This window comes from Mesorhizobium sp. P3_A8 (assembly GCF_056402995.1).
This window is the reverse complement of the sequence record NZ_JBFUGI010000003.1, coordinates 262,732-284,285: the sequence shown is the minus strand read 5'-3', so window position 1 is coordinate 284,285 and position 21,554 is coordinate 262,732. Positions and strand designations below refer to the sequence as shown.

The 21,554-nt window shown below is 63.8% G+C and carries 19 protein-coding genes; 6 read left to right on the top strand and 13 right to left on the bottom strand.

Annotation, left to right across the window (positions count from 1 at the left end):
* Positions 1 to 98 precede the first annotated feature (98 nt).
* From hemH to AC1DX4_RS09190, 5 genes are all read right to left on the bottom strand, one after another.
* Positions 99 to 1,163, bottom strand: a complete 1,065-nt coding sequence (gene hemH / locus AC1DX4_RS09210; RefSeq protein ID WP_477220022.1) for a ferrochelatase — start codon at positions 1,161 to 1,163, stop codon at positions 99 to 101.
* Positions 1,164 to 1,300: 137 nt separating this feature from the next.
* Positions 1,301 to 3,337, bottom strand: coding sequence for a 5'-nucleotidase C-terminal domain-containing protein (locus AC1DX4_RS09205; RefSeq protein WP_477220021.1), 2,037 nt, complete (start codon positions 3,335 to 3,337; stop codon positions 1,301 to 1,303).
* Between the two features lie 218 nt (positions 3,338 to 3,555).
* Positions 3,556 to 3,933 carry an Omp10 family outer membrane lipoprotein gene (locus AC1DX4_RS09200; RefSeq protein WP_477220020.1) on the bottom strand — a complete coding sequence of 126 codons (378 nt, stop codon included), beginning with the start codon at positions 3,931 to 3,933 and terminating at the stop codon, positions 3,556 to 3,558.
* 85 nt (positions 3,934 to 4,018) lie between these two features.
* Complete coding sequence (locus AC1DX4_RS09195) at positions 4,019 to 5,464, bottom strand: homospermidine synthase (RefSeq protein WP_477220019.1); 1,446 nt, start codon at positions 5,462 to 5,464, stop codon at positions 4,019 to 4,021.
* A 188-nt stretch (positions 5,465 to 5,652) separates the two neighbouring features.
* On the bottom strand, positions 5,653 to 6,399 hold the full coding sequence (locus AC1DX4_RS09190) for an SDR family NAD(P)-dependent oxidoreductase (RefSeq protein WP_477220018.1): 747 nt from the start codon (positions 6,397 to 6,399) through the stop codon (positions 5,653 to 5,655).
* A 108-nt stretch (positions 6,400 to 6,507) separates the two neighbouring features.
* Here AC1DX4_RS09190 and AC1DX4_RS09185 point away from each other — a divergent pair, with 108 nt between their 5' ends.
* Positions 6,508 to 7,386, top strand: a complete 879-nt coding sequence (locus AC1DX4_RS09185; RefSeq protein WP_477220017.1) for a LysR family transcriptional regulator — start codon at positions 6,508 to 6,510, stop codon at positions 7,384 to 7,386.
* Between the two features lie 6 nt (positions 7,387 to 7,392).
* Here AC1DX4_RS09185 and AC1DX4_RS09180 read toward each other — a convergent pair whose 3' ends face one another.
* The 6 genes from AC1DX4_RS09180 to AC1DX4_RS09155 all read right to left on the bottom strand — a co-directional run bounded on the left by AC1DX4_RS09180 (position 7,393) and on the right by AC1DX4_RS09155 (position 13,536).
* Complete coding sequence (locus AC1DX4_RS09180) at positions 7,393 to 8,325, bottom strand: heme-dependent oxidative N-demethylase family protein (RefSeq protein ID WP_477220016.1); 933 nt, start codon at positions 8,323 to 8,325, stop codon at positions 7,393 to 7,395.
* Positions 8,322 to 8,609 (bottom strand): YciI family protein, encoded by a 288-nt coding sequence (locus AC1DX4_RS09175; RefSeq protein WP_477220015.1) that lies wholly within the window; start codon positions 8,607 to 8,609, stop codon positions 8,322 to 8,324. The genes AC1DX4_RS09180 and AC1DX4_RS09175 overlap by 4 nt, the downstream gene beginning before the upstream one ends.
* Positions 8,610 to 8,622: 13 nt before the next feature.
* On the bottom strand, positions 8,623 to 9,285 hold the full coding sequence (locus tag AC1DX4_RS09170) for an aminotransferase class IV family protein (RefSeq protein ID WP_477220014.1): 663 nt from the start codon (positions 9,283 to 9,285) through the stop codon (positions 8,623 to 8,625).
* On the bottom strand, positions 9,234 to 10,391 hold the full coding sequence (locus AC1DX4_RS09165; protein WP_477220290.1) for an aminodeoxychorismate synthase component I: 1,158 nt from the start codon (positions 10,389 to 10,391) through the stop codon (positions 9,234 to 9,236). Before AC1DX4_RS09165 ends, AC1DX4_RS09170 begins: the two co-directional genes overlap by 52 nt.
* A 157-nt stretch (positions 10,392 to 10,548) precedes the next feature.
* A complete protein-coding gene (locus AC1DX4_RS09160) occupies positions 10,549 to 11,340 on the bottom strand; it encodes a proton-conducting membrane transporter (RefSeq protein WP_477220013.1) in 792 nt (263 codons plus the stop codon).
* Between the two features lie 357 nt (positions 11,341 to 11,697).
* Positions 11,698 to 13,536 carry a M3 family oligoendopeptidase gene (locus AC1DX4_RS09155; protein WP_477220012.1) on the bottom strand — a complete coding sequence of 613 codons (1,839 nt, stop codon included), beginning with the start codon at positions 13,534 to 13,536 and terminating at the stop codon, positions 11,698 to 11,700.
* A 158-nt stretch (positions 13,537 to 13,694) separates the two neighbouring features.
* Between AC1DX4_RS09155 and AC1DX4_RS09150 the strand changes: the two genes are divergently transcribed.
* From AC1DX4_RS09150 to AC1DX4_RS09140, 3 genes are all read left to right on the top strand, one after another.
* On the top strand, positions 13,695 to 15,230 hold the full coding sequence (locus tag AC1DX4_RS09150) for a sigma-54-dependent transcriptional regulator (protein WP_477220011.1): 1,536 nt from the start codon (positions 13,695 to 13,697) through the stop codon (positions 15,228 to 15,230).
* A 447-nt stretch (positions 15,231 to 15,677) separates the two neighbouring features.
* Positions 15,678 to 17,531: a peptidoglycan L,D-endopeptidase MepK gene (locus AC1DX4_RS09145; protein WP_477220010.1), complete on the top strand. Its 1,854-nt coding sequence runs from the start codon at positions 15,678 to 15,680 to the stop codon at positions 17,529 to 17,531.
* A 182-nt stretch (positions 17,532 to 17,713) separates the two neighbouring features.
* Positions 17,714 to 17,890: a hypothetical protein gene (locus tag AC1DX4_RS09140; RefSeq protein WP_477220009.1), complete on the top strand. Its 177-nt coding sequence runs from the start codon at positions 17,714 to 17,716 to the stop codon at positions 17,888 to 17,890.
* Between the two features lie 93 nt (positions 17,891 to 17,983).
* Here the strand turns inward: AC1DX4_RS09140 and AC1DX4_RS09135 are convergent, their stop codons facing one another.
* On the bottom strand, positions 17,984 to 18,877 hold the full coding sequence (locus AC1DX4_RS09135) for an AraC family transcriptional regulator (protein ID WP_477220008.1): 894 nt from the start codon (positions 18,875 to 18,877) through the stop codon (positions 17,984 to 17,986).
* A gap of 129 nt (positions 18,878 to 19,006) precedes the next feature.
* Here AC1DX4_RS09135 and AC1DX4_RS09130 point away from each other — a divergent pair, with 129 nt between their 5' ends.
* Positions 19,007 to 19,756 (top strand): SDR family NAD(P)-dependent oxidoreductase, encoded by a 750-nt coding sequence (locus AC1DX4_RS09130; RefSeq protein ID WP_477220007.1) that lies wholly within the window; start codon positions 19,007 to 19,009, stop codon positions 19,754 to 19,756.
* A gap of 7 nt (positions 19,757 to 19,763) precedes the next feature.
* Here the strand turns inward: AC1DX4_RS09130 and AC1DX4_RS09125 are convergent, their stop codons facing one another.
* Positions 19,764 to 20,402 (bottom strand): 2-dehydro-3-deoxy-phosphogluconate aldolase, encoded by a 639-nt coding sequence (locus AC1DX4_RS09125; RefSeq protein WP_477220006.1) that lies wholly within the window; start codon positions 20,400 to 20,402, stop codon positions 19,764 to 19,766.
* A gap of 199 nt (positions 20,403 to 20,601) precedes the next feature.
* On the opposite strand from AC1DX4_RS09125, the gene trhO reads away from it, so the two are divergent.
* Positions 20,602 to 21,531, top strand: coding sequence for an oxygen-dependent tRNA uridine(34) hydroxylase TrhO (trhO, locus tag AC1DX4_RS09120; protein ID WP_477220005.1), 930 nt, complete (start codon positions 20,602 to 20,604; stop codon positions 21,529 to 21,531).
* Positions 21,532 to 21,554: the final 23 nt, after the last annotated feature.

Sequence of the window (21,554 nt, the reverse complement as noted above, 5' to 3'; positions counted from 1 at the left end):
GCGAGCGTTGTTCCGGTGTTAGAGCGGCAAGCCGCTCTAACTCTCTGGTTGACGAAATTCCGGACGGAAAACCGTTCACACTTTTCCTGGAATTTCTCCTAGACCCAGCCGGACAGTTCACGCCGCACCATCGCCTCGATCACCGCCATGCCTTCGGCGCTGTCGTTGAGGCAAGGGATGTGGGCAAAGTTCTTGCCGCCGGCGTGATGAAAAGTCTCGGCCACTTCCCGGCCGATCTCATCCAGCGTCTCGATGCAGTCGACGGAAAAGCCGGGATTGACGATGGCGATCGACTTCACGCCGTCCTGGCCCAGCTTTTCAACCGTCTTGTCGGTATAGGGTTGCAGCCATTCCTGTGCGCCGAAGCGCGACTGGAAGGTAATGATCAGTTTCTTGTCATCACAGCCCAGCCGTTCACGCAACAGCCGTGTCGTCTTCTGGCAGTGGCAATAATAGGGATCACCCTTCTCGAAATAGGGCTTCGGGATGCCGTGATAGGAGGTGATGACCACCTCCGGCTCGAAATCCAACGTCGCCAGATGCTGCTCGATCGAACGTGCCAGCGCCTCGATGTAGACCGGCTCGTCATAGTAAGGCGGCGCACTGCGGACGGCAGGCGCGCGGCGCATCTTCATCAAAGCGCGAAACAGCTGGTCGTTGGCGGTTGCCGTCGTGGTTGCCGAATACTGGGGATAGAGAGGGAACGAAAGAATACGGTCGCAGCCCTGTGCCACCAGCCTCTCAGTGACACTGGCGGTCGAAGGATTGCCGTAGCGCATCGCCCAGTCGACGACGACATCGGGCAGGTCGCGCAACGCCTCGGCCAGCTTTTCGCCCTGGGCGCGGGTGTAGGTGCGCAGCGGCGACTCGTTCTTCTCCCGGTTCCAGATCCGGGCATAGTTGGCGCCCGACTTCTTCGGCCGCGTGGTGAGCACCAGGCCGTAGAGGATCGGATACCAGATCGCCCTGTTGAGCTCGATGACGCGCGGATCGGACAGGAATTCGCGGAGATAGCGCCACATCGGCTTGAAATCGGTGCCGTCAGGCGTGCCGAGATTGACCAGCATGACGCCGATCTTGCCAGTCTTGACCGGCGGATGCCCGGCCGGCTGCGGGCCGAGGGCTTTCGCGGCTTTGGGATCGACAGGGGTGGAAAGCGTCATACGGGTTTCTCCAGGAGACGCGAACCTAACCATCTTGCGCGGGCTTTCAATGCCGCGTCTGGCCGCACCTTAGGCCGAAAACGCAAAACCCGCCCGGTTTCCCAGGCGGGTTTCATTCCTGAAAAGGCGAAGCGAGATTACTTGGCCGGGATGGTCAGCGTCGCGCCAAGCTTGAGCTGGTGGGGCCTTTGGCCCTTGTTGGCGTCATAGATCTGTTTCCACTTCGTCGCGTCGCCATAGGCCTTCTTGGCCAGATCCCAATAGGTGTCGCCGGCAACGATGACATGGCTGCTTTCGGCTGGCTTCGCGGGTTCTGCCGGCGCCGGTGCCGGTGCCGCTGGTGCCGCTTCTGCCGGTTTTGCCGGCTCGGCTGGTGCAGGTGCTGGAGCCGCTGGAGCCGGCGGGGCCGGTGGCGGAGGCGCTGCCTCCGTCGATATGGCCGGTGGTGTGTTGGCGATATCGCCCGAGTTGGCGGGCAATGCGGGCATTGCCGGAGCCGCATCCGCGGGCTTTGCCGGTTCGGCTGGCTTGGCAGGCTCGGCGGCAGGCGCCGCCGCGACTGTCGCGGCGATCTCGGTGATGCGGCCGTCGAGTTTGGGCGTGTAGGGTCGGTGGGCGCCGAGATAGTCGGCCACCACTTGCTCAAGGCCCGGACCGTAGTCGTAGGCGTTCTTGGCCTTTTCGGCGAAGATTTTGTAGCCGTCGCCACCCTGGCGGACATAGTTGTTGGTGGCGACGAGATAGTCCTTGTCGGGATTGATCGGTGTCCAGGCGCCGTTCTCCATCACCTCGACGGATTTGACGCGGCCGGCATTGGGCGCGACCGATTTGTCGAAGGAATATTTGAGGCCCGCAACCTGCGGGAAGCGGCCGGCGCCGTCCTCGATCTGGCTGAGGCCGCCTTCGAGACCTGCCACCAGGTCCTTGCCGGAAATCTTGAAGGTCGCCAGCGTGTTCTGGAACGGCAGGACGGTCAGCACCTCGCCCATGGTGACGGTGCCCTTGTCGATCGAAGCGCGCAGGCCGCCACCATTGGAAATGACGATCTCGACGCCCTGTCCCTTGACGCGGTCGAGGATGGCGTCGGAGACGAGGTTGCCCATCGCGCATTCCTTGGTGCGGCAATTCTCGCGGCTGCCGTCGATGACGTCGGTGGTCTCGGCCACTTCCTTGTTCTTCAGGGCCTCGATCGGCGCGCCGAGCTCCTTGATGCGGGCGAGCACGGCGGGATCGGGCGTGATCGATTTGTCGAGATAGATCGGGTCGCCGCTGGCGGATTTGACGACGCCATTGTCGTCGAACACGATCTTGAACTCGCCGAGATATTTCGAATAGGACGCCGCCTGCACCACCGGCACCTTGTAGCCGTCGGGGTTGTCGACCATCGTCGGGTAGGGGCCTGCCGCCTTCGGATCGGTGTTCGACAAGAGCGTGTGGCTGTGGCCGCCGACGACGACGTCGATGCCCGGGATCTTGGCGATGACGTCGCGCTCCCTGTTATAGCCGATATGGGTCACGGCGATGATCTTGTTGACGCCTTGTGCCTTCAGCTTCTCGACTTCAGCGGTGATCGACTTGACGTCGTCCGCGATGGCGATGTTGGGGCCGGGGGAAGCGAGTTCGGGCGTGTCGTTGGTCACGGCACCGATAATACCGATCTTCTGGCCGCCGACCTCGACGACAATCGACGGCTTGATCTTGCTGGCCGCGCCGGACTTGTCGTTGGGTACGACATTGGCGCTGACGATCGGGAACTTCGCCTTGTCGAGGTAAGGCACCAGCGCGCTCTCGCCGTCGTCGAATTCGTGGTTGCCGAGCGTCACCGCGTCGGGCTTGATCTGATTGAGGAACTCCTCTTCCACGGCGCCCTTGTAGGTGGTGTAGAACAGCGATCCCTGGAAGCTGTCGCCTGCATTGAGCAGCAGCACGTTCTGGCCTTCGAGCTTCTTGCGTTCCTGGGCGATCGCCGTGATCAGCCGGCCGGCGCCGCCGATGCATTCGCCCTTGGTCTCTTCGTCGGCCGAACAGGTCGATTCATATTTGTTGTTGCCTTCGATGCGGCTGTGCCAATCATTGAAATGCAAAATGTTCAGTGTGTAGTCGGCAAAGGATGCGCCGGCCGACAGGCCAAGCGTCGATACGGACAGGGCGGCAATGGCGGCAAGCTTCTTCATCTTCGTCTCCCGGTAGGCTGACCAGAGGCGTTTAGCGCCTTTGCTTGACTGGGGTATAACAGCCAGCGTTTTGACCATGTTCCCATCGCGTTCCGGCTGACGCAAGCGGAAATGCCCGGGGGTTGTTTGCGAGCGCAAAACCGGAAGATTTTGCCGGCGCAAAAAAGGACGGCGGCCAGTGGCCGCCGTCCCAATCTTTATGCCTGATCGGCGTTGGTTCAAGTACGACGCGTAAACACGAAGTTCTTGCCGGCCGAGTCCGTGCAGTTGAGCTGATTGATGGACACCATCAGGCAGTTGGTGTTGATCTGCGTGTGGCGGATCAACGAGGTGCCGGTGATCTCGAGCGATGTGGCGCCGGTCATGGCGTAAGTGCCCTCGGCGAACGGCTCTCCGGTTTCGGCGGAAACAGTCTTGTATTTTCCGCCGTTGAATGTCGAAAGCGCCTTGCCCGTGCCGTCGATCCACGAGCCTTCGACGCCTTTCGGCGCCGCTGCCATCGGCGGCTCACTGGGGCCGCTGGTCGTACAGGCAGTAAGCCCCGCCAACGCAACTGCTGCAACGCTCATCGAAACAATCTTGCGCGCAATGTTCATATGAAAATCCTCTCCTCAGTCCGCATGCCTTCAATCGCCCGATTTCCGGGCGATTGCAAGGCAGGGAGGCGTGTTCTGCTGCGTGCTATCGGACGAGGATGTTGCGGAATTGCCACGGATCGCTGCGGTCGAGGTCCTCCGGGAAGAGCCCCGGGCGTTTGTCGAGCGGCGTCCAGTCGGTGTAATGGCCTTCGACCGGTCCGAGATAGGGCGATTGCACTTCCAGGCAGCGCTTGTAGTCCATCTCGTCGGCCTCGACGATGCCGGCATCCGGGTTTTCCAGGGCCCAGACCATGCCGGCCAGAACCGCGGAGGTGACCTGCATGCCGGTGGCGTTCTGATAGGGCGCCAGCTTGCGCGCCTCGGCGAGCGAGAGGTGCGAGCCGTACCAGTAGGCATTCTTGTCGTGACCGTAGAGCAGGACGCCGAGCTCGTCGACGCCGTCGACCAGCTCGTTCTCGTCGAGCACATGGTGCACAGCTTGAGGCTTGCCGGCGGCGCCGAACATCTCGTCCAGCGACAGCATCGCGTCGTTGCAGGGGTGATAGGCGTAGTGGCAGGTCGGGCGGTATTGGACCTTGCCCTTCTTGGAGCGCACGGTGAAGAAATCGGCGATCGAGATCGCCTCGTTATGCGTCACCAGCAGGCCGTATTGCGGGCCTGGTGTCGGGCACCAGGAGCGCACGCGCGTGTTGGCGCCGGGCTGCTCCAGATAGATCGCGGCCTTGGAGCCGTGCTTGTGCTTCTTGCCGTTCTTCGGCATCCACTTCTCATGCGTGCCCCAGCCGAGTTCGGCCGGCTGCAGGCCCTCGGAGATGAAGCCCTCTACCGACCAGGTGTTCCAGAACACATCCATCGGCTTCGGCTTCTTGGCGCGCTGGGTGTCGCGCTCGGCGATGTGGATGCCCTTGACGCCGGCCTTCTTCATCAGCTTGGCCCAGCCCTCGCGGTCCTCCTGCGCGGGCTCCGAGAATTCGAGGCCAAGATCGGCGGCGAGATTGACCAGCGCCTGCTTGACGAACCACGAGACCATGCCGGGGTTGGCACCGCAGGTGGAGACGGCGGTGGCGCCACCCGGCCTGTCGTGCTTTTCCTTGATCAGCGCCTCGCGCAGCGCATAGTTGGTGCGGCTGGCATTGTCGGCCTTGGCGTCGAAATAGAAGCCGAGCCACGGCTCGACGACGGTGTCGATGTAGAGCACGCCGAGCTTGCGGCAGAGGCGCATCAGGTCGACCGAGCCGGTATCGACCGACAAATTGACGCAAAAGCCCTGGCCGCCGCCATTGGTCAGCAGCGGCGTCAGAAGCTTCTTGTAGTTCTTCTCGGTCACCGCTTCCTGGACGAAGGCGATGCCGCGCTCGTCGAGCAGCTTGCGGTCGGTATCGCGTGGGTCGAGGACCGTCATGCGCGACTTGTCGAACTTGAAATGGCGTTCGATGAGCGGCAGCGTTCCCCGTCCGATCGAGCCGAAGCCGATCATCACCACGGGGCCGGTGATCTCACCGTAAACGGGCCAGTTTTCATTCGCCATTTTATCGAGCACTCCTTCGGACAACGCTTCACCACGGCAGCCTGGCCGCCGCGCGACAAACCATAGATCATTGTCACAATAAAGGGAAAAGCAGCGAAAACGCTCGGGCTGGCCCGTGTCGGAGGCGTTCGTCGATGCCATCGGGAGGCCGCGGCCTGCCCGATGGCGAATGTTGAGCCGGCGTTGTATCAGCGAGCGCCTCCGGATGCGCTGATGCGCTCGCCGGTCAGCCAGGCCGCCTCATCCGAGGCGAGGAAGGCCACGCTCGGAGCAATGTCCTCGGGCTTACCGAAGCGCTGACCAAGTGGGACGCCGGCAATCAGCATGTTGCCGAAATCGGTGCCAACCATGCCCTCGGTCATTTCGGTATGGGTGTAGCCGGGCGCCACGATGTTTATCCGGATATTGCGCGACCCAAGTTCCCTCGACAGGCTGAGGGTCAGCGTGTCGATCGCCGCCTTGCTCGCGGAATAGAGGCTGGTGTTTGGCACCGGGTTCCAACTGCTGATCGTGCCGATGTTCACGATGCTGCCGCCGCTCTTAGGGAAGTGCCGCATCGCCGCCTTGATGGTCAGGATGGTGCCCAGCACGTTGGTGTCGAACAACCGGCGATAGTCCGCCTCGCTCGCTTCCTCGAAGGCGCCGAAGACCGCCGTGGCGGCATTGTTGACCAGAATGCTTGGCTTGCCGAATGCGATCGTTGCAGCCTCGAAAATTCTTTCGACATCGGCGGCCTCGGCCACATCGCCCTGAACCGCGGTCGCCTTGCCGCCGCTGGCGACGATCTCCTTCACCGTGCGTTCGGCGGCTTCATGGCTGGTGGCGTAGTTGACGACGACGGCGGCGCCTTCCGCCGCCAACCGCTTAGCGATGCCCGCACCGATGCCGCGCGCGGCGCCGGTGACGATGGCGACCTTGTTCTTGAGCTTGCCCATTTTGTTTCTCCGAATAGCTGGATGGATTTGACATCAGGGCAATTGGCTATTCCAAAATCATTCAGGTAGATCGATAATTGCCATATAACTAATTCCTGGAGAGAATAGATGGATCGGCTGGCAGCGATGAACACCTTCATACGGGTCGTCGAAACCGGTTCGTTCTCGGCCGCCGCACGGCATTTGCACGTCGGGCAGCCTGCCGTCTCGAAGGCGATCGCGCAGCTAGAGGAACGGCTCGGCGTGCGGCTGCTGTCGCGCACCACCCGAGGTCTGTCGCCGACCGACGCCGGCCTGGGTTTCTACGAAGGCGCCAAACGTGCGGTCGATGAAGCCGACGAAGCCGAGAACGCGGCGCGGGGCGCGGCGGCGGCACTCACCGGTTTGCTGCGCATAGGCACTTCCGTAACCTTCGGCCGCCTGCATGTCGTGCCGCGGCTGAAAGCCTTTCTGGACGCTCACCCGAAGCTCGACGTCGAGGTGGCGATGGACGACAGGAATGTCGACCTCGTCGAGGAAGGGGTGGATGTCATGCTGCGTCTGGGTGAAAGCTTCGCCGCCGCTCATATCGGGCGCAAGATCGCCACCTGTCGTCGTCTCGTGGTGGCGGCACCCTCCTACCTCGCGCGCGAGGGCGAACCCATGGCGCCGGATGAGCTGTCGCGGCACGAGGCGATCCTTTTCGTCCAGGCAGGCGTCTCCAATCGCTGGACGTTCCGGCGAGGCGCCGAAGAGGTTTCGCTTGCTGGGCAGGGGCGGCTGCGCGTGACGTCGGCCGAAGGAGTGCGTGAGGCGGTGCTTGCCGGCATCGGCTTCACGGTCGGCTCCGAATGGATGTTCGACCGGGACCTGCGCAGCGGCGCTGTGCGGCCGATCCTGGTCGACTGGGCGCTGCCACCTGTTGAACTGTGGGCGCTGTTTCCTGCCGGACGCAAGGCGAGCGCCAGGGCAAGGACATTCGTCGATTTCCTGGCGGGCAGCCTGTAGCGTGGCTCAGCGCGTCATCGTGTTCAAAAGTTCGATCAGCCGGTCGCGGTCTGATGTCAGGCCCTTATAGTCGAGCTGGTCGAGATCAAGCGCTTCGAGCTGGGCGGCAAAGGACACTGCGAGGGTCGCCCGGTCGGGGTGCCGCGCCAGTACGGCAAGTGGGTCGAGATGGATGCGGATGGTGAACAGGATGTCGCGTGAGGACGGCAGCTTGCGCAGCGTCTGACGCTCGACGCGGATGAAGGCATGCGCTTTGACGTCTCCGTCGGGGAAGCGTGTCGGCCGGTTGGTGGCGCGGTCGATGCGCTCGACATTGGACAGCGGATGGTAGAGCGCATTGTCGGCCTGGATCGACCAGTTGAAGCGTTCGACCGCCTGGCCCTGCAGGCCGTCGAACATGCGGTTGATCAATGCGGCCGGGCGCGTGCCCGGACCGAAGCCCGGCACGGGCTCGTGGATCTGCTGCAGCGGCTTGCCGAATTTTTCGGTGAGCGACCAGGATGAGGGAAAGCACAGGGAACCGGCGGCGAGCCGCCAGCCGCTGTCGTCGCGGCGCATCAGGATCAGGTCTTCCTGCACCAGCAGCGAGGCTGCGACCAGCGGCGCGTCGGCAAGGTCCGAAGGCAAAGCAGGGTGGTTCGCGGCGCCCACGACCTCGATGCCCGCATCGGTGCGGCGATGGGTGTTCGGAAAGCGCTCCGGCAGATACGCGCCGAGCAAGTCTAGCACTTCCCGTTGGGCGTCGCGCGTGCCGTCCTCTTCGACGAAGACCCGTTCGGGGATTTCGGCATAAAGCCGGCGCTTCTCGGCGAGATAGGGCAGGAGATGGCTGTCGACCTCGATCCAGTTTGCGGGGTCGAGCGGCTTCAGGCCGATATTGAACAGCTTCGACGAGCCGTCATAGGGGGTATGGGTGGGCAGGGCCTCGACCAAGCTCAAGCTTCCTTAAAAGCGTCGAGACCGGTGGCGGTCATCCTGGCCAGGAATTCGGTGACATCGTAGTCCGCGGCGCCTGCCTTGGCGAAGGGGTCGGCAGCCAGCCTGGCGTCGAGGATCTCGCGCGGGCATTGCGCGACGATGACGCCGCCGGTCCGCGGCTTCTTCGGCCCGGAGGCAATGAAGACACCCTCCGCATAGCAGGCCGTCAGCCATTCGATATGCGCCGCCTGCAGTTGGTCGATCTCGGTCAGCGGCACCTTGTAGTTCAGCGATACGACGAACATGGCATTCTCCTGGTCACGCCAGCCTTGCGGGGATCAAGCCGCGCAGCGAATTGCCGACAAAGACTGCCTTGGCCGACTTCAGATCGTCATAGCTGTAGATCGCTTCCTGCGCCCGGCCTTCATCCAGAAGCTCGGCGCGCAATACGCCAGGCAGCAGGCCGCAATCGAGCCGGGGCGTTGCCAGCACGCCATCGCCGAAATCGGCGAAGACATTGGTGATGGTGCCTTCGCAGATTTCGCCACGCTCATTGGCGAGGATCACCTCGTCGGCCTGGGTGACGAGATATTCGGAACGGGCGTGTGTGTAGAGCTGCCGCCGGCTGGTCTTGTGGCGCAGCAGCGTGTCGCCGGAATCAAGCCGCGTCCGCGCCAGCCGTAGTATCCAGACCTTGTCGGCGGTGAGCGGTTCATAGGGTTGCGCCGAGGCGGTGGCTTCGCCGTTGCGCGCCAAGGCGAGCCGCGTGCGCATGGCGGTTCGGGAGCCGTCGATGGCGTTGCCCAGCACCGCGCCCATTCCCTGCGGATCGCAGGCGAAGCCAAGCTCCGCAGCCGAGCCATAGAGGCGCGCAAGGTGGCGATCGAAGCGCAGGAAGCCAGTCTCGGGCTGCCAGCGCATGGTCTCGATCAGCTCGAAATCGGCGGTGTCCCCGTCGCGAAGCGGGCTTTGAGCAGACACTCCTGATACTCCTCCTCAGGCGTCGAATCGAAGACGATGCCGCCGCCGACATTGTAAACGGCCTCGCCGCTGGCAAAGAGCGAGATGGTGCGGATCGCCACGGAAAAGCGCATCGTGCCGCCAGGTGCAATCCAGCCGATGGCGCCGCAATAGACATCGCGCGGCGTGCCCTCCAGGTCGTGCAGGATTTCCATGGCGCGGATTTTCGGCGCGCCGGTGATCGAGCCACAGGGAAAGAGTGCTGCAAGGATCTGGCGGATCGAGAGCCCCGGCAGCAGCTTCGCCCTGACGTCGCTCACCATCTGGTGGACGGTCGGGTAGGTCTCGATGCGAAACAGTTCCGGCACCTCCAAGGTGCCGACCTCGCTGATCAGCGAGATGTCGTTGCGCAGGAGGTCGACGATCATCCGGTTCTCGGCCTGGTTCTTTTCGTCATTGCGCAGGAAGGTCTTCTGCCGCTCGTCCTCGGCTTTGGTCGCACCGCGCGGTGCCGTACCTTTCATCGGATGGGTCTCGATCATCCCCGCGGCATCGATCTCGAAGAACAGTTCGGGCGAGCGCGACAGCACGATCGGGTCACCCAGCGCCACCAGCGCGCCATACTTCACCGGCTGGCGTTCGGTCAGCGCATCGAAGGCGGCGAGCGGATCGCCGGACCATTGCGCCTGCACCGGAAAGGTCAGATTGCCCTGGTAGCAATCGCCTTGCCTGATGTGCTGGTGCAGCCGCGAGAACCGCTTCTCGTAATCCTCGAACGACCAGGCCGCCCTTGCATCGAAGATCGGGCCATTGGTCGCCGCTGTGCTGCGCGGCGGCACCGCCTCTTCTGCCGGCGCGTCGAAGACACCGAGGCAGATGAGGGGTGCGCGGCGTCCCTTCGGCAGCAAGGGAACGAGTTTCGGTTCGAGCAGGTAACCCGCCTCATAGGAAAAATAGCCGGCCAGCCATTTGCCGGCATCGTGCGCGGCCTGTGCTGCTTGCAATGCCGCCGGGAAGTCCTTTGCCTCATGCGCCACGATGATGTCGGCCGGCCGGTCGAAAACGAGCTGGCGCGCGCTTTCGTCGTTGCGGAAAATGGCGGCGGGCAGGGACATGGGAACCGGGATCGATGAAGCCGTTGACCGCTCTATATGGGGGGCCGCCCGCGTGCAATCGAGGGAACGGCACCTTGCCCCTCAAAGCCGACCTATTGGCGGCCTTGCCTGCCAAAACAAATCGGCGGGGCTTTCTGGCCCCGCCGATTTAACAGTCTGCCTGTGTGGCTCAGGTGTTGCTGGCGGTTCCGGCTGTCGGAAATTGCTTGGCGAATTCCGCCTCGTTGCCAGCGGCGAGCAGCTTGGCCTGCTCGATCCAGCGTTCGCGCGCGATGCGGCCGTCGAAGTTCATCACATCCTCGATCCGCTTGATGTCGGCTGCGGTCCAGGCGGCGATCTGGGCGAAGCTGGTGACGCCTTGCGCCTTGAGCAGCTTTTCGTTGACCGGGCCGATACCGATCAGCCGGCGCAGATTGTCGGCTTTGGCCGCCGTTGGCTTGGCTGCGGCTGGCTTGGCTGCCGCCGGTGCAGCCTTCTTGGCGGCTGCTGGCTCGGGCGCGGGCGAACTCTTCGCCGCCGAAGCCGTGGCGGTTGCAGGTTTGCTCGCGGCGGGTTTAGCGGCCGCTGGCTTCGGTGCTGCCGACTTGGCGGTGGTGGCATTCGCCGGCGCGGCCTTCGCGGCTGGTTTGGCAGGCGCTGGCTTGGCTGCCGCCGGAGCGGATTTGGCCGCGGCCGGCGTCGACAACAGGGCTGCCGGCGGCTGACTGGCGGCCTTTGCTCCGCCACCCGTCGAAGCCTGCGCGTCGCGCAACTGGCGCTCGAGGTCCGCGCGGGTCTTGCCGCATGCATTGAGTTCGCCGGTCAGGCGATCGCTGTCGGCGCGCAGCCGGTCGCGCTCGCTGCGGGTGCGGTCGAGGTCGCCGCGCAGACTGTCAAGCTCACCACGCAGGCGACCCCAGATGAACCAGCCGACCAACACGCCTACCAGGAACGCCAGGACCACATAGAAAAAAGTGCCCATTGTCTCTCTCCAGTCAGATCCGTCTGCCGTGGGTCATGACCTTTGGCGATGGACTACTCGATGATGGTTCCGCGGGTTCGCAGAACAGCCGGCTTCGGTTCGAGCGGTCGGCGATCGGCTTTGCTTGCCCATGGCCAACGGCCGTCGTCGCGTTCGCCTGAGCGTCACGTCCGGCTGAGATTTTCCCTCGCCGATCCGCATGCGCTCCGGCTGAGCTTGCGGCGAAGGCTATCATAGAGCTTGCGGAAAGCTACGGGAAAACGTCCGTCGAGAGTTCTTCAAGAACAAATATTTAGCGCAGGAATAGTGCGGCCCAAACATGCATTCCGGCGAAACTGTTTTTCGCAGGCGGAGGTCTCAACCGTCGAGCGTTTCCAGTTCGTCGATCAGGCCACTGATGACACCAAGTCCGATCTGCCAGAAGGCGGGGTCGGTGGCGTCGAGGCCGAAGGGCGCCAGAAGCTGCGAATGATGCTTGGTGCCGCCGGCGCGCAGCATCTCGAAATACTTGTCCTGAAAACCGCGTTCGGCGTTCTGGTAGACGGCGTAGAGCGAGTTCACCAGGCAGTCGCCGAACGCATAGGCATAGACGTAGAAGGGCGAGTGGATGAAGTGCGGGATGTAGGTCCAGAACACCTCGTAGCCGTCGCGCAGTTTGATCGCGGGACCGAGGCTTTCGGCCTGCACTTCCAGCCAGAACTGGCCGAGCCTGTCGGACGTCAGTTCGCCGTTGCGGCGCTCGGCATGCACCTTGCGCTCGAATTCGTAGAAGGCGATCTGGCGCACCACTGTGTTGATCATGTCCTCGACCTTCTGGGCGAGCATGGCCTTGCGCTCACGCCGGTCGGAGGTCTGCTCGAGCAGCGAGCGGAAGGTCAGCATCTCGCCGAAGACGGAAGCCGTCTCGGCCAGCGTCAGCGGCGTCGAGGCCATCAGCGCGCCCTGGCCGGCGGCCAGCACCTGGTGCACGCCGTGGCCGAGTTCATGCGCGAGCGTCATCACGTCACGCGGCTTGCCCATGTAGTTGAGCAGCACATAGGGGTGGGCCGACGGCACGGTGGGATGCGCAAAAGCGCCTGGCGACTTGCCCGGGCGGACCGGGGCGTCGATCCAGTTGCGGTCGAAGAAGGTGCGGGCGATCTCGGCCATCTCTGGCGAGAAGCGCTGATAGGCGGACAGCACTGTGTTCCTGGCTTCGTCCCAGCCGATCACCGCCTGCGGTGTCTCCGGCAGCGGCGCGTTGCGGTCCCAGTGGTTCATCACGTCCATGCCGAGCCAACGCGCCTTCATCGCGTAGTAGCGATGCGACAGGCGCGGATAGGCCTCGCGCACTGCGGTGGCGAGCGCATCGACCACGCCGCGCTCGACGCGGTTGGCGAGATGGCGGGAATCGGCGATGTCCTCGAAGCCGCGCCAGCGGTCGGATATTTCCTTGTCCTTGGCCAGCGTGTTGGTGATCAGCGTGAAGGTGCGCAAATTCTTGCGGAAGGTCGCGGCCAGCGCCTCGGAGGCGCGGCGGCGCACCTCGCTGTCGGCATCCTGCAGACGATTGAGCGCCGGCTCCAGCGTCAGTTCCTCGCCATCGATGTCGAAGCGGAGGTCGGTCATCGTCTCGTCGAACAGGCGGTTCCAGGCGCCGCGCCCGGTGATCGACTTCTCGTGGAAAAGCTGCTCGACGCGGTCCTCGAGCTGGTAGGGCTTGTCCATTCTGAGGTCGAGCACCCAGGGCCGGTAGTGGCCGAAAGCGGAATCGCTGGCCAGTGCGCCTTCGATCGCGGCGTCCTCGATCAGGTTCAGTTCGAGCGCGAAGAACAGAAGATGCGCGCTGGCGTCGGTCATCTTCTCCTGGATATCGCCATAGAGCTTGGCGCGTTGCGGATCGGCGGTGTTGCCGGCGTAGACCAGGCCCGCATAGGAGACGATGCGGCCGATCAGTTCCTCCAGCGCCTCGTAGGCGACCAGCGCCTCGCCAAGCTTGCCGGTGCTGCCGCGCCCGGCCTCGGCGGCGAGCGTGCCCTTCCAGCGGCTCTCGAAAGCGATCGCGTCGGCGGCGGCCCTGGCGATGTCACGCTTCAGTTCCGGGGCTTCCATGCCGGCATAGAGGTCGGCAAGGTTCCATTCCGGCAGATCGCCAAGCTCGGCCGCGCCCTGACCGGACGCTGGTGCCGCAAGCCGCCGACCAAACATCATGCGCATCGACAATACCTTCTTTGCATCAAGGAGAGAGAATTCAAGGGGGAACAGAGAAGCCGGTCAAATCCTAAGCAATTCGTTCACCGGGTTTTTTGAAACCTTATTTAGAACCCTGTGCCAAGATGATCCATGGGGATTTCGAGCGGGCGACTGAGAAAGTCATGACAGGTTCCATACTCATAGTCGATGACGATCCCGTGCAACGCCGGTTGCTCGAGGCCGCGGTGACGCGCTTCGGCCACACGGCAATCGTCGCCGACGGCGGCGCCGCCGGCCTCGACGTGCTCGACGGACCCGGCGCCCGCGACGTCTCGGTGGTGATCCTCGACCTGGTCATGCCCGGTCTCGACGGCATCGGCGTGCTGAAGGCGATGCGCGAACGCGACATCACCGTCCCGGTCATCGTCCAGACCGCGCAGGGCGGCATCGAAACCGTGGTGTCGGCGATGCGGCACGGCGCCTTCGATTTCGTCGTCAAGCCGGCGTCGCCCGACAGGCTGCAGGCGTCGATCGCCAATGCGCTCAAGGTCGAGGCAGTCGAGGGCGAGGTCAAGCGCACATCGCGCAAGCGCGGCGGGCTTTTGACCTTCAGGGACATGATCACCCACAGTCCGGCCATGGACAGGGTGATACGCCTTGGACAGAAAGCAGCCGCCTCCAACATCCCGATCCTGATCGAAGGCGAATCCGGCGTCGGCAAGGAACTGGTGGCGCGCGCCATCCAGGGCACCGGCGACCGCCGCTCGAAACCGTTCGTTACCGTGAATTGCGGCGCCATTCCCGACAATCTGGTCGAATCGATCCTGTTTGGCCATGAGAAGGGCTCGTTCACCGGCGCCACCGACAAGCACACCGGCAAGTTCGTCGAAGCGCATTCGGGCACGCTGTTCCTCGACGAGATCGGCGATTTGCCGCTCGACGTACAGGTCAAGCTGCTGCGCGCCGTGCAGGACGGCGAGGTCGATCCGGTCGGTGGCCGCTCGACCGTCAGGGTCGACATCAGGCTGATTTCGGCGACGCACCGCAATCTTCTGCAGCAGGTCAAGGACGGCAAGTTCCGCGAGGATCTGTTCTACCGGCTCAACGTCTATCCGATCTTCGTGCCGCCGCTGCGCGACCGCCGCGACGACATTCCGCATCTGGTCACGCACTTCATGGAAAAGGTGGCGCCCGCCGACCCGCGCCACCGCCTGCAAGGCATTTCGGCGGCAGCCCTTGCCGTGCTGCAGGCCTATGACTGGCCGGGCAACATCAGGCAGCTCGAAAACGCCGTCTTCCGCGCCTCGGTGCTGTGTGACGGCGACGTGCTCGATGTCGATGATTTCCCACAGATCCGGGCGCAGGTGGAAGGCACCGTCAATCTCGAAACGGACGATGTGGCACCGCATTTTTCATCTGCTCCAGGACCGCGCGATGAGGAGATCGCGGACGGCGATTCCATCCCGATGGCCGAGCCGGACCGGCCAGCCGTGCTTCAGCCCAGGTTCGGTACGCTGCGGGCGCTCGACGAACGCGGCAATGTGCGGGCGCTGGCTGACGTCGAACTCGAGATGATCAAGCTCGCCATCGACCACTACAACGGCCAGATGAGCGAAGTCGCGCGCCGCCTCGGCATCGGCCGCTCGACGCTTTACCGCAAGCTCAAGGAATACGGCATCGACCCGGAAACCGGTCGCGTCGACCGGCTCGCCTCCTAGAGCGGGTTCCATCCATCGATCCGGATTCTGTCTGTTCGTTTGCACCCCACCTGGACTGAAGGTCGCGATCACGCTTCCGCCGCAAGGCCGGGACCAGCTTGCAATGCCAGAGTTGGCCCTGTATCGGAGGGTTCGACTGGAATATGGCAAGCCTGTGGACAGCTCTGTTCACGCATTAAGGCTAACGGTAACAGATCGTGTTCGGCCAAAGCCGGAATCCTGATCTAAACCAGCGGTTTACCAAGAAACCTTGTGAACAATTTTTGACGGGATATCGCCATGGTGTTACCGCATTTCGGCTTCAATAAGCGATGATTAACCATTAGGATCGATATTCGGATGTGAAAACCACACGTCCGTTTGGGCAAATCCGGGGACAAACGGCAGCCTGCAAGGCCTTTTGATTTGAACAGAATCGAACGACTCACAAACGGGCGGCATCATCATTTGAGCGTCTGGCCGAGATGGCTGGCAGCGGTGATTGTCGCTTTTGGTTTGGTTGCCGCGGTCGCCACGGGCGCCCAGGCCGAAGTTCGTTCGCTGAAGCTCTACCACCTCCACACGCATGAGAAGGCGGAGATCGTCTACAAGCGCAATGGCCGCTACGATCCCGAGGGCCTGCGCAAGATCAACATCATCCTGCGCGACTGGCGCCGCAACGAGCCGACCAAGATGGATCCGCGCCTGCTGGACCTGGTCTGGGAGGCATATCGCCAAAGCGGCGCCACCGACTATATCCAGGTCGTGTGCGGCTACCGTTCGCCGTCGACCAACTCGATGCTGCGCAGCCGCAGCCGGGGTGTCGCCGAGAAGAGCCAGCATATGCTCGGCAAGGCGATGGATTTCTACATTCCCGGCGTGCCGCTGAAGAAGCTGCGCAACATCGGCCTCAAGATGCAGGGCGGTGGCGTCGGCTACTATCCGACCTCCGGTTCGCCGTTCGTGCATATGGATGTCGGCAATGTGCGCCACTGGCCCGGCATCAGCCGCCAGGAACTGGTCAGCCTGTTCCCCAACGGCAAGACGCTGCATGTGCCAAGCGACGGCCGGCCGCTGCCCGGCTATGAACAGGCGCTTGCGTCCTACAAGTCCCGCAAGGGCTCCGGCACACCCAACATCGAAATGGCCAGCGCCGGCGGCAGCAGCAAGAAATCCGGCGGGTTCCTCTCTGCCTTCTTCGGCGGTGGCGGCGACGACGAGGCCGATGACAGCGCCGATGCCCAGACCGCTTCGGCTGCTCCCGCGCCCAAGCCGAGAAACCTGAAGCCGGCCGCTGCCGCCAAGAGCAGCAACCTGCCTGGCATTGCCATCGTCGCGCCTGACAAAGCGCAGCGCGCCAACATTCCGCAGATTGCCGACGAGCAGGCTCCGGAACCGGAAAAGGATACGCCGGAAACGATCATTGCCGCGCTGCCGGCCAAGGAAATTCCGGTGCCCGATTTCGCGCCGCGGCCGAAGGTCGATGTCGGCGCGCAGCCTGAGAATGTTCCGTTCGCCATGGCGGACGCGACGGCGACCACCGAACAGGCCGTGGCGACCGCGCAGGCGCCGGCGAACATGCCTTTCAGCAAGGCTGACCCTGTCGCGGCATCGGCGGCTGCTGCAGCCGATCCGGCGCAGGTTGCCGTCAACAACATCCCCTTGCCGACATGGCGTCCCGAACGCACGCTGCCGGCGGAACTCGCACCGCCGCCCAGCAAGGATGTGCTGATGGCGCTGGCGGATACGGCCGAACAAGGCAGCACCGCGACCGATGCGTTCTCGGTTCTGCCTTCGGCGCGGCCCGAGCCGGCCAAGCCGGATGCCGTCAAGGCCGTGCTCGACGAGGCCAACGCCCAAGTCAGCGCCCAGGCCGGCAATGCCGACGAATATCAGGTTGCGTCGCTGCCCGAAGAACCGCGCTCGGCCTTCAACGATCCGTCTTATGTCGATGTCGCCACGCCGCGCCAGGCCGTCGCCGGCCGTCCGGCTGGTTCCGATCCGGCCGCCGCGATCGGCGCCGGCGTGAAGACGACTCGCAAGGAAGCCAGGGCCACAGCCCGCGACCAGAAGCCCGGCCCGAGGGCCATGGTGGTCGCCGCGGCACCGCAGGCCGCCCGCTGGGCGCTGACCAGCGGTGAGAACGTCGCTGCCGTTTCGAGCGCGACGACGGCGCCGGGCTACGCCTACAATATCGTGCATACGCCGCCGAGCGAGGTCTACACGGCCGGCTTCCAGCCGAGCAACGAGGTGGCCGACGTCAATCGCTTCACCGGCAATGCCGTCAAGTTCATGTCGGTCGCCCGCTTCCAGACGAAGTAACGGACCGGCCAGATATGACCGAAGCCGCGCAGGGCGACCGGCGCGGCTTTTTTGCTGCCCAAAGGCGCGATCGATGTAGCGCCCCGATCGCTGCAGATCACGCGCGGCTGAACTTCTCGTGAAGCCGGAACGGCCGGCCCATTTCCGGGTTAGTAAGGGTGCGTTCCAACCTGGGGATATTCATGAAGAAGATACTACTGGCATCAGTTCTGGCATTGGTTGCAGCATCGGCTGCGATCGCTCCATCGCAAGCCGAAACCGTGATCATCAAGAATGGCAGGCATCACTGCAGGACCAAGCTGGTCACGCATTGGGTTCACCATCACAGGGTGACCGAGCAGGTCAAGGTCTGCCACTGATCCGGAACCGATAGGATCCGGAGAAAAAGCCCGGTCGGCGAGAGTCGACCGGGCTTTTCATTTGTGCCCATAGTCACTTCTTAGCGACATGCATCAGTCGATTTCCAGCGTGGCGGCCTCGCCTTTTGCCAGAAGCCGGGCGGCGTCACGTGCCGGCGGCAGTCCGAAATGGCGCGCATATTCCCGGCTGAACTGGGAAGTGCTCTCATAGCCTACGGCAAAGGCGACACGCGTGGCGTTGCCCGGCTCGGCGATCAGCAGATGACGCGCCTCCAGCAGACGGACCTGTTTCTGATACTGGATAGGGCTCATGGCGGTCGCCGCCTTGAAGTGGCGGTGAAACGAAGCATTGCTCATATGCGCGAGCCCAGCCAGCTCCGTCACGTCGATGGGCTCGTTGTAGTGCGATGGTATCCAGGCGGTGGCGCGGCGGATCTGTGACAGGCGGCCGTCAGCACGCGCAAGCTGGCGCAGCTTCGCACCTTGCGGACCTTGCAACAGGCGGAATGCGATCTCGCGTTCGAGCATGGGCGCGAGCACGGGGATTTCGGCTGGCCGGTCGAGCAGCCGCAGCATGCGGTGCCAGGCATCGAGCATTTCGTCATCGGCCCGGTTGGTCACGAAACTGTCGCCCTCGAGCGCCGGCTTGTGGTCGATGATCAGGGCGGCGATCAGCTCGATATCGAGGGCGAAGGCGATGGCCACATAAGGACGGGCGCTGCTCGCCTCGAGCAGCTGGCTGGTGGCGGGCGTCTCCACCGCATAGACGAAATAGCTGCCGGCGCCGTAGCGCAGCGTGCGGTCGCCGATCAGCACTGTTTTCGTCCCCTGCAGCACGAACAGCGCCGTCGGTTGGCAAAGTTCGGGCAGCGGCGAGGTCGGAACCTCGCTGCGGCCGATGGTGACACGCGGGATGGCTGTTTTGGTGCGCCGCCCATGCGCATGGCGGCCGGCGATCGCGATCAATTCCTGCAAGGTTTCTTCCATGTCTTCAGCATTGCTGATCCATGCGAACTGCGCAACCGGTTGAGAGGATTAGGCAAGAGGGCGCGAGTATCCGGCGCGCGAAATTGGCCGACGCACGTCAAATCCAGTCACCAAGAAGGAGACATGGACATGACGACGAGCATGAATGCGCTGGTCACCGGCGCCAACAAGGGCATCGGCCTCGAGACCGCTCGCCGGCTGGGGACAAAAGGCTTCAAGGTCTGGCTCGGCGCCCGCGATGCCGAGCGCGGGGAGGCCGCGGCAAAGGCCTTGCGCAACGAAGGGCTCGACGTCGAATGGCTCGAGCTTGACGTCGCCAGCGACGACAGTGTGGCTGCCGCGGCGAGGGCCTTGACGGCGCAGCTATCCAGCCTCGACGTGCTGGTCAACAATGCCGGCATTGCGCCCGGCTATGTCGACGCACTCGGCCCGGACGGCCGCTACGAACGGCCGCCAAGCCGCGAGGATGTCGCTGATATGAAGGCCACCTATGACGTCAACGTCTTCGGCCCAGTCCGCGTCACCCAGGCATTCCTGCCGCTGCTCCTGGCATCGCCTGCTGCCCGCATCGTCATGGTCAGCAGCAATCTCGGCTCGATCGCGCGCGCTGAGGGCAACAGTCAGTCGCCGAATGTCATGGGCTATGGCAGCTCGAAGACAGCGCTCAATGCCATCACCGTGGCCTTCGCCCGGGAGCTTTCGCCGCGCGGCATCATGGTCAACGCCGCCGCTCCCGGCTACACCGCGACGGATCTCAACGCACACAAGGGTGGCCGAACAGTGCAGCAGGCTGCCGGGATCATCGTGCAGCTGGCGACGTTGAAGGCCGGCGGGCCTACCGGCGGCTATTTCGATGAGAACGGTCCGTTGCCCTGGTGAGCGAAGGCTATTTCCCGAGCTGGCTGGCAGCGCGGGCGAGGGCTTCGATTTCGTCCCACTTGCCGGCCTTGACCAGATCGTCGGGCGCAACCCAGGAGCCGCCGACGCAGATGACGTTGGACAGGCTGAGATAGTCGGCGGCGTTCTTGCCGGTGATGCCGCCGGTCGGGCAGAATTTGACATCGGCCAGCGGCGAGGCGAAGGCCTTCAGCGAGGCGATGCCGCCGGACTGCTCGGCCGGGAAGAATTTCAGGAAGCGCAGGCCGGCCTCGCGCGCGGCCATGATCTCGCCGGGCGTGATGGCACCGGGCAGCAGCGGAACCTCGCTGTCGGCGGCGGCGGCCAGAAGCTCGCGGGTGATGCCGGGGCTGACGATGAAGCGCGAGCCGGCGCTGGCTGCTTCGTCGAACTGCTTGGCATCCAGAATGGTGCCGGCGCCGACGATGGCTTCCTCGACTTCGGCCGCCACCCGCCGGATCGCTTCCAGCGCGTCAGCGGTCCGCAGCGTGATCTCGATTGCCGGCAGGCCGCCGCGTGCCAGCGCACGGGCCAATGGCACCGCGTTGGCGACATCGGTGATCTTCAGCACCGGGATGACCGGCTGGCCGTTGAGGAGCGACAGGAGTTTTTCGGTCTTGCTGGGCATCTGTCTCTCCGTATCAAGCTATAGCAGGCGTCATTTCAACCGATTAGCAGACGGGTGTTTGCCTGTCCACGAAACCAGGCGTGTCGCGATGTCACGCGCTGTCGGACAGCTTACGGGCTGTTCGCCGACAAGGTCATGACAGGCACCGAGGCCCGTTTCGCCTTGAAACGGCTTTTACGAGCGTCTAGTTGCTCTGGCAATGACACAGTCCGCTCCATTCCAGCCCGTTCGCGTCGCCGCGCTCTACCGGTTTGCCCGGCTTGACGCCTTCGAGACGCTGCGCGCGCCGCTCGCGGCCTTCTGCTGCGGACGCGGCATCAAGGGCACGCTGCTTCTGGCGCATGAAGGTATCAACGGCACCGTCGCCGGCAGCGAAGCCGCGATCGCCGAGCTCATCTGTTATATCGAAGCCGTCGACGGTCTGGCCGGCCTCGAGGTCAAGTACAGCGCAGCCGCGGACATGCCGTTCCACCGCATGAAGGTGCGGCTGAAACGCGAGATCGTCACCATGGGCGTCGAGGACATTGATCCGGCGACGAGCGCCGGCACCTATGTCGTGCCCGCCGACTGGAACGCGCTGATTTCCGAGCCAGACACGATCGTCATCGACACGCGCAACGCCTACGAGGTGTCGATCGGCACCTTCAAGGGCGCGGTCGATCCGGCGACAGCGAGCTTTCGCGAGTTCCCGGCCTGGGTTGAAGCGCACCGGTCGGACCTCGAAGGCCGCAAGGTGGCGATGTTCTGCACCGGCGGCATACGCTGCGAAAAGGCGACGGCTTACGTCAAGTCGCTCGGCTTCGAGGACGTGTTCCATCTCAAGGGCGGCATCCTCAGATATCTGGAGGAGGTTCCGGCTGAACAGAGCCTGTGGCAAGGCGAGTGCTTCGTCTTCGACGAGCGGGTTTCGGTGTCGCACGGCCTCGCCGAGGGTGACGCGGAACTGTGCCGCGCCTGCCGCCATCCGTTGACGGCAAGCGAGCTGGCGTCGCCGAAATATGCCGCAGGCGTCTCTTGCCCGCATTGTTTCGATGCCCGTACCGACGAGGACCGCCAGCGCTATGCCGAGCGCCAGCGGCAGGTCGAACTCGCTGAGGCGCGGGGCAAGGGGCCGCATATCGGGTCCTGATCCGGGCACCGTGGCCGGGGCAA

What these genes read in the sequence shown, in the direction of transcription:
- trhO (WP_477220005.1), top strand. Translation starts at nt 20,602, where the DNA reads ATGACACAGTCCGCTCCATTCCAGCCCGTTCGCGTCGCCGCGCTCTAC.
- AC1DX4_RS09190 (WP_477220018.1), bottom strand. Translation starts at nt 6,399, where the DNA reads ATGGGCAAGCTCAAGAACAAGGTCGCCATCGTCACCGGCGCCGCGCGC.
- AC1DX4_RS09140 (WP_477220009.1), top strand. Translation starts at nt 17,714, where the DNA reads ATGAAGAAGATACTACTGGCATCAGTTCTGGCATTGGTTGCAGCATCG.
- AC1DX4_RS09200 (WP_477220020.1), bottom strand. Translation starts at nt 3,933, where the DNA reads ATGAACATTGCGCGCAAGATTGTTTCGATGAGCGTTGCAGCAGTTGCG.
- AC1DX4_RS09150 (WP_477220011.1), top strand. Translation starts at nt 13,695, where the DNA reads ATGACAGGTTCCATACTCATAGTCGATGACGATCCCGTGCAACGCCGG.
- AC1DX4_RS09205 (WP_477220021.1), bottom strand. Translation starts at nt 3,337, where the DNA reads ATGAAGAAGCTTGCCGCCATTGCCGCCCTGTCCGTATCGACGCTTGGC.
- AC1DX4_RS09135 (WP_477220008.1), bottom strand. Translation starts at nt 18,877, where the DNA reads ATGGAAGAAACCTTGCAGGAATTGATCGCGATCGCCGGCCGCCATGCG.
- hemH (WP_477220022.1), bottom strand. Translation starts at nt 1,163, where the DNA reads ATGACGCTTTCCACCCCTGTCGATCCCAAAGCCGCGAAAGCCCTCGGC.
- AC1DX4_RS09195 (WP_477220019.1), bottom strand. Translation starts at nt 5,464, where the DNA reads ATGGCGAATGAAAACTGGCCCGTTTACGGTGAGATCACCGGCCCCGTG.
- AC1DX4_RS09160 (WP_477220013.1), bottom strand. Translation starts at nt 11,340, where the DNA reads ATGGGCACTTTTTTCTATGTGGTCCTGGCGTTCCTGGTAGGCGTGTTG.
- AC1DX4_RS09185 (WP_477220017.1), top strand. Translation starts at nt 6,508, where the DNA reads ATGGATCGGCTGGCAGCGATGAACACCTTCATACGGGTCGTCGAAACC.
- AC1DX4_RS09155 (WP_477220012.1), bottom strand. Translation starts at nt 13,536, where the DNA reads ATGCGCATGATGTTTGGTCGGCGGCTTGCGGCACCAGCGTCCGGTCAG.
- AC1DX4_RS09125 (WP_477220006.1), bottom strand. Translation starts at nt 20,402, where the DNA reads ATGCCCAGCAAGACCGAAAAACTCCTGTCGCTCCTCAACGGCCAGCCG.
- AC1DX4_RS09130 (WP_477220007.1), top strand. Translation starts at nt 19,007, where the DNA reads ATGACGACGAGCATGAATGCGCTGGTCACCGGCGCCAACAAGGGCATC.
- AC1DX4_RS09175 (WP_477220015.1), bottom strand. Translation starts at nt 8,609, where the DNA reads ATGTTCGTCGTATCGCTGAACTACAAGGTGCCGCTGACCGAGATCGAC.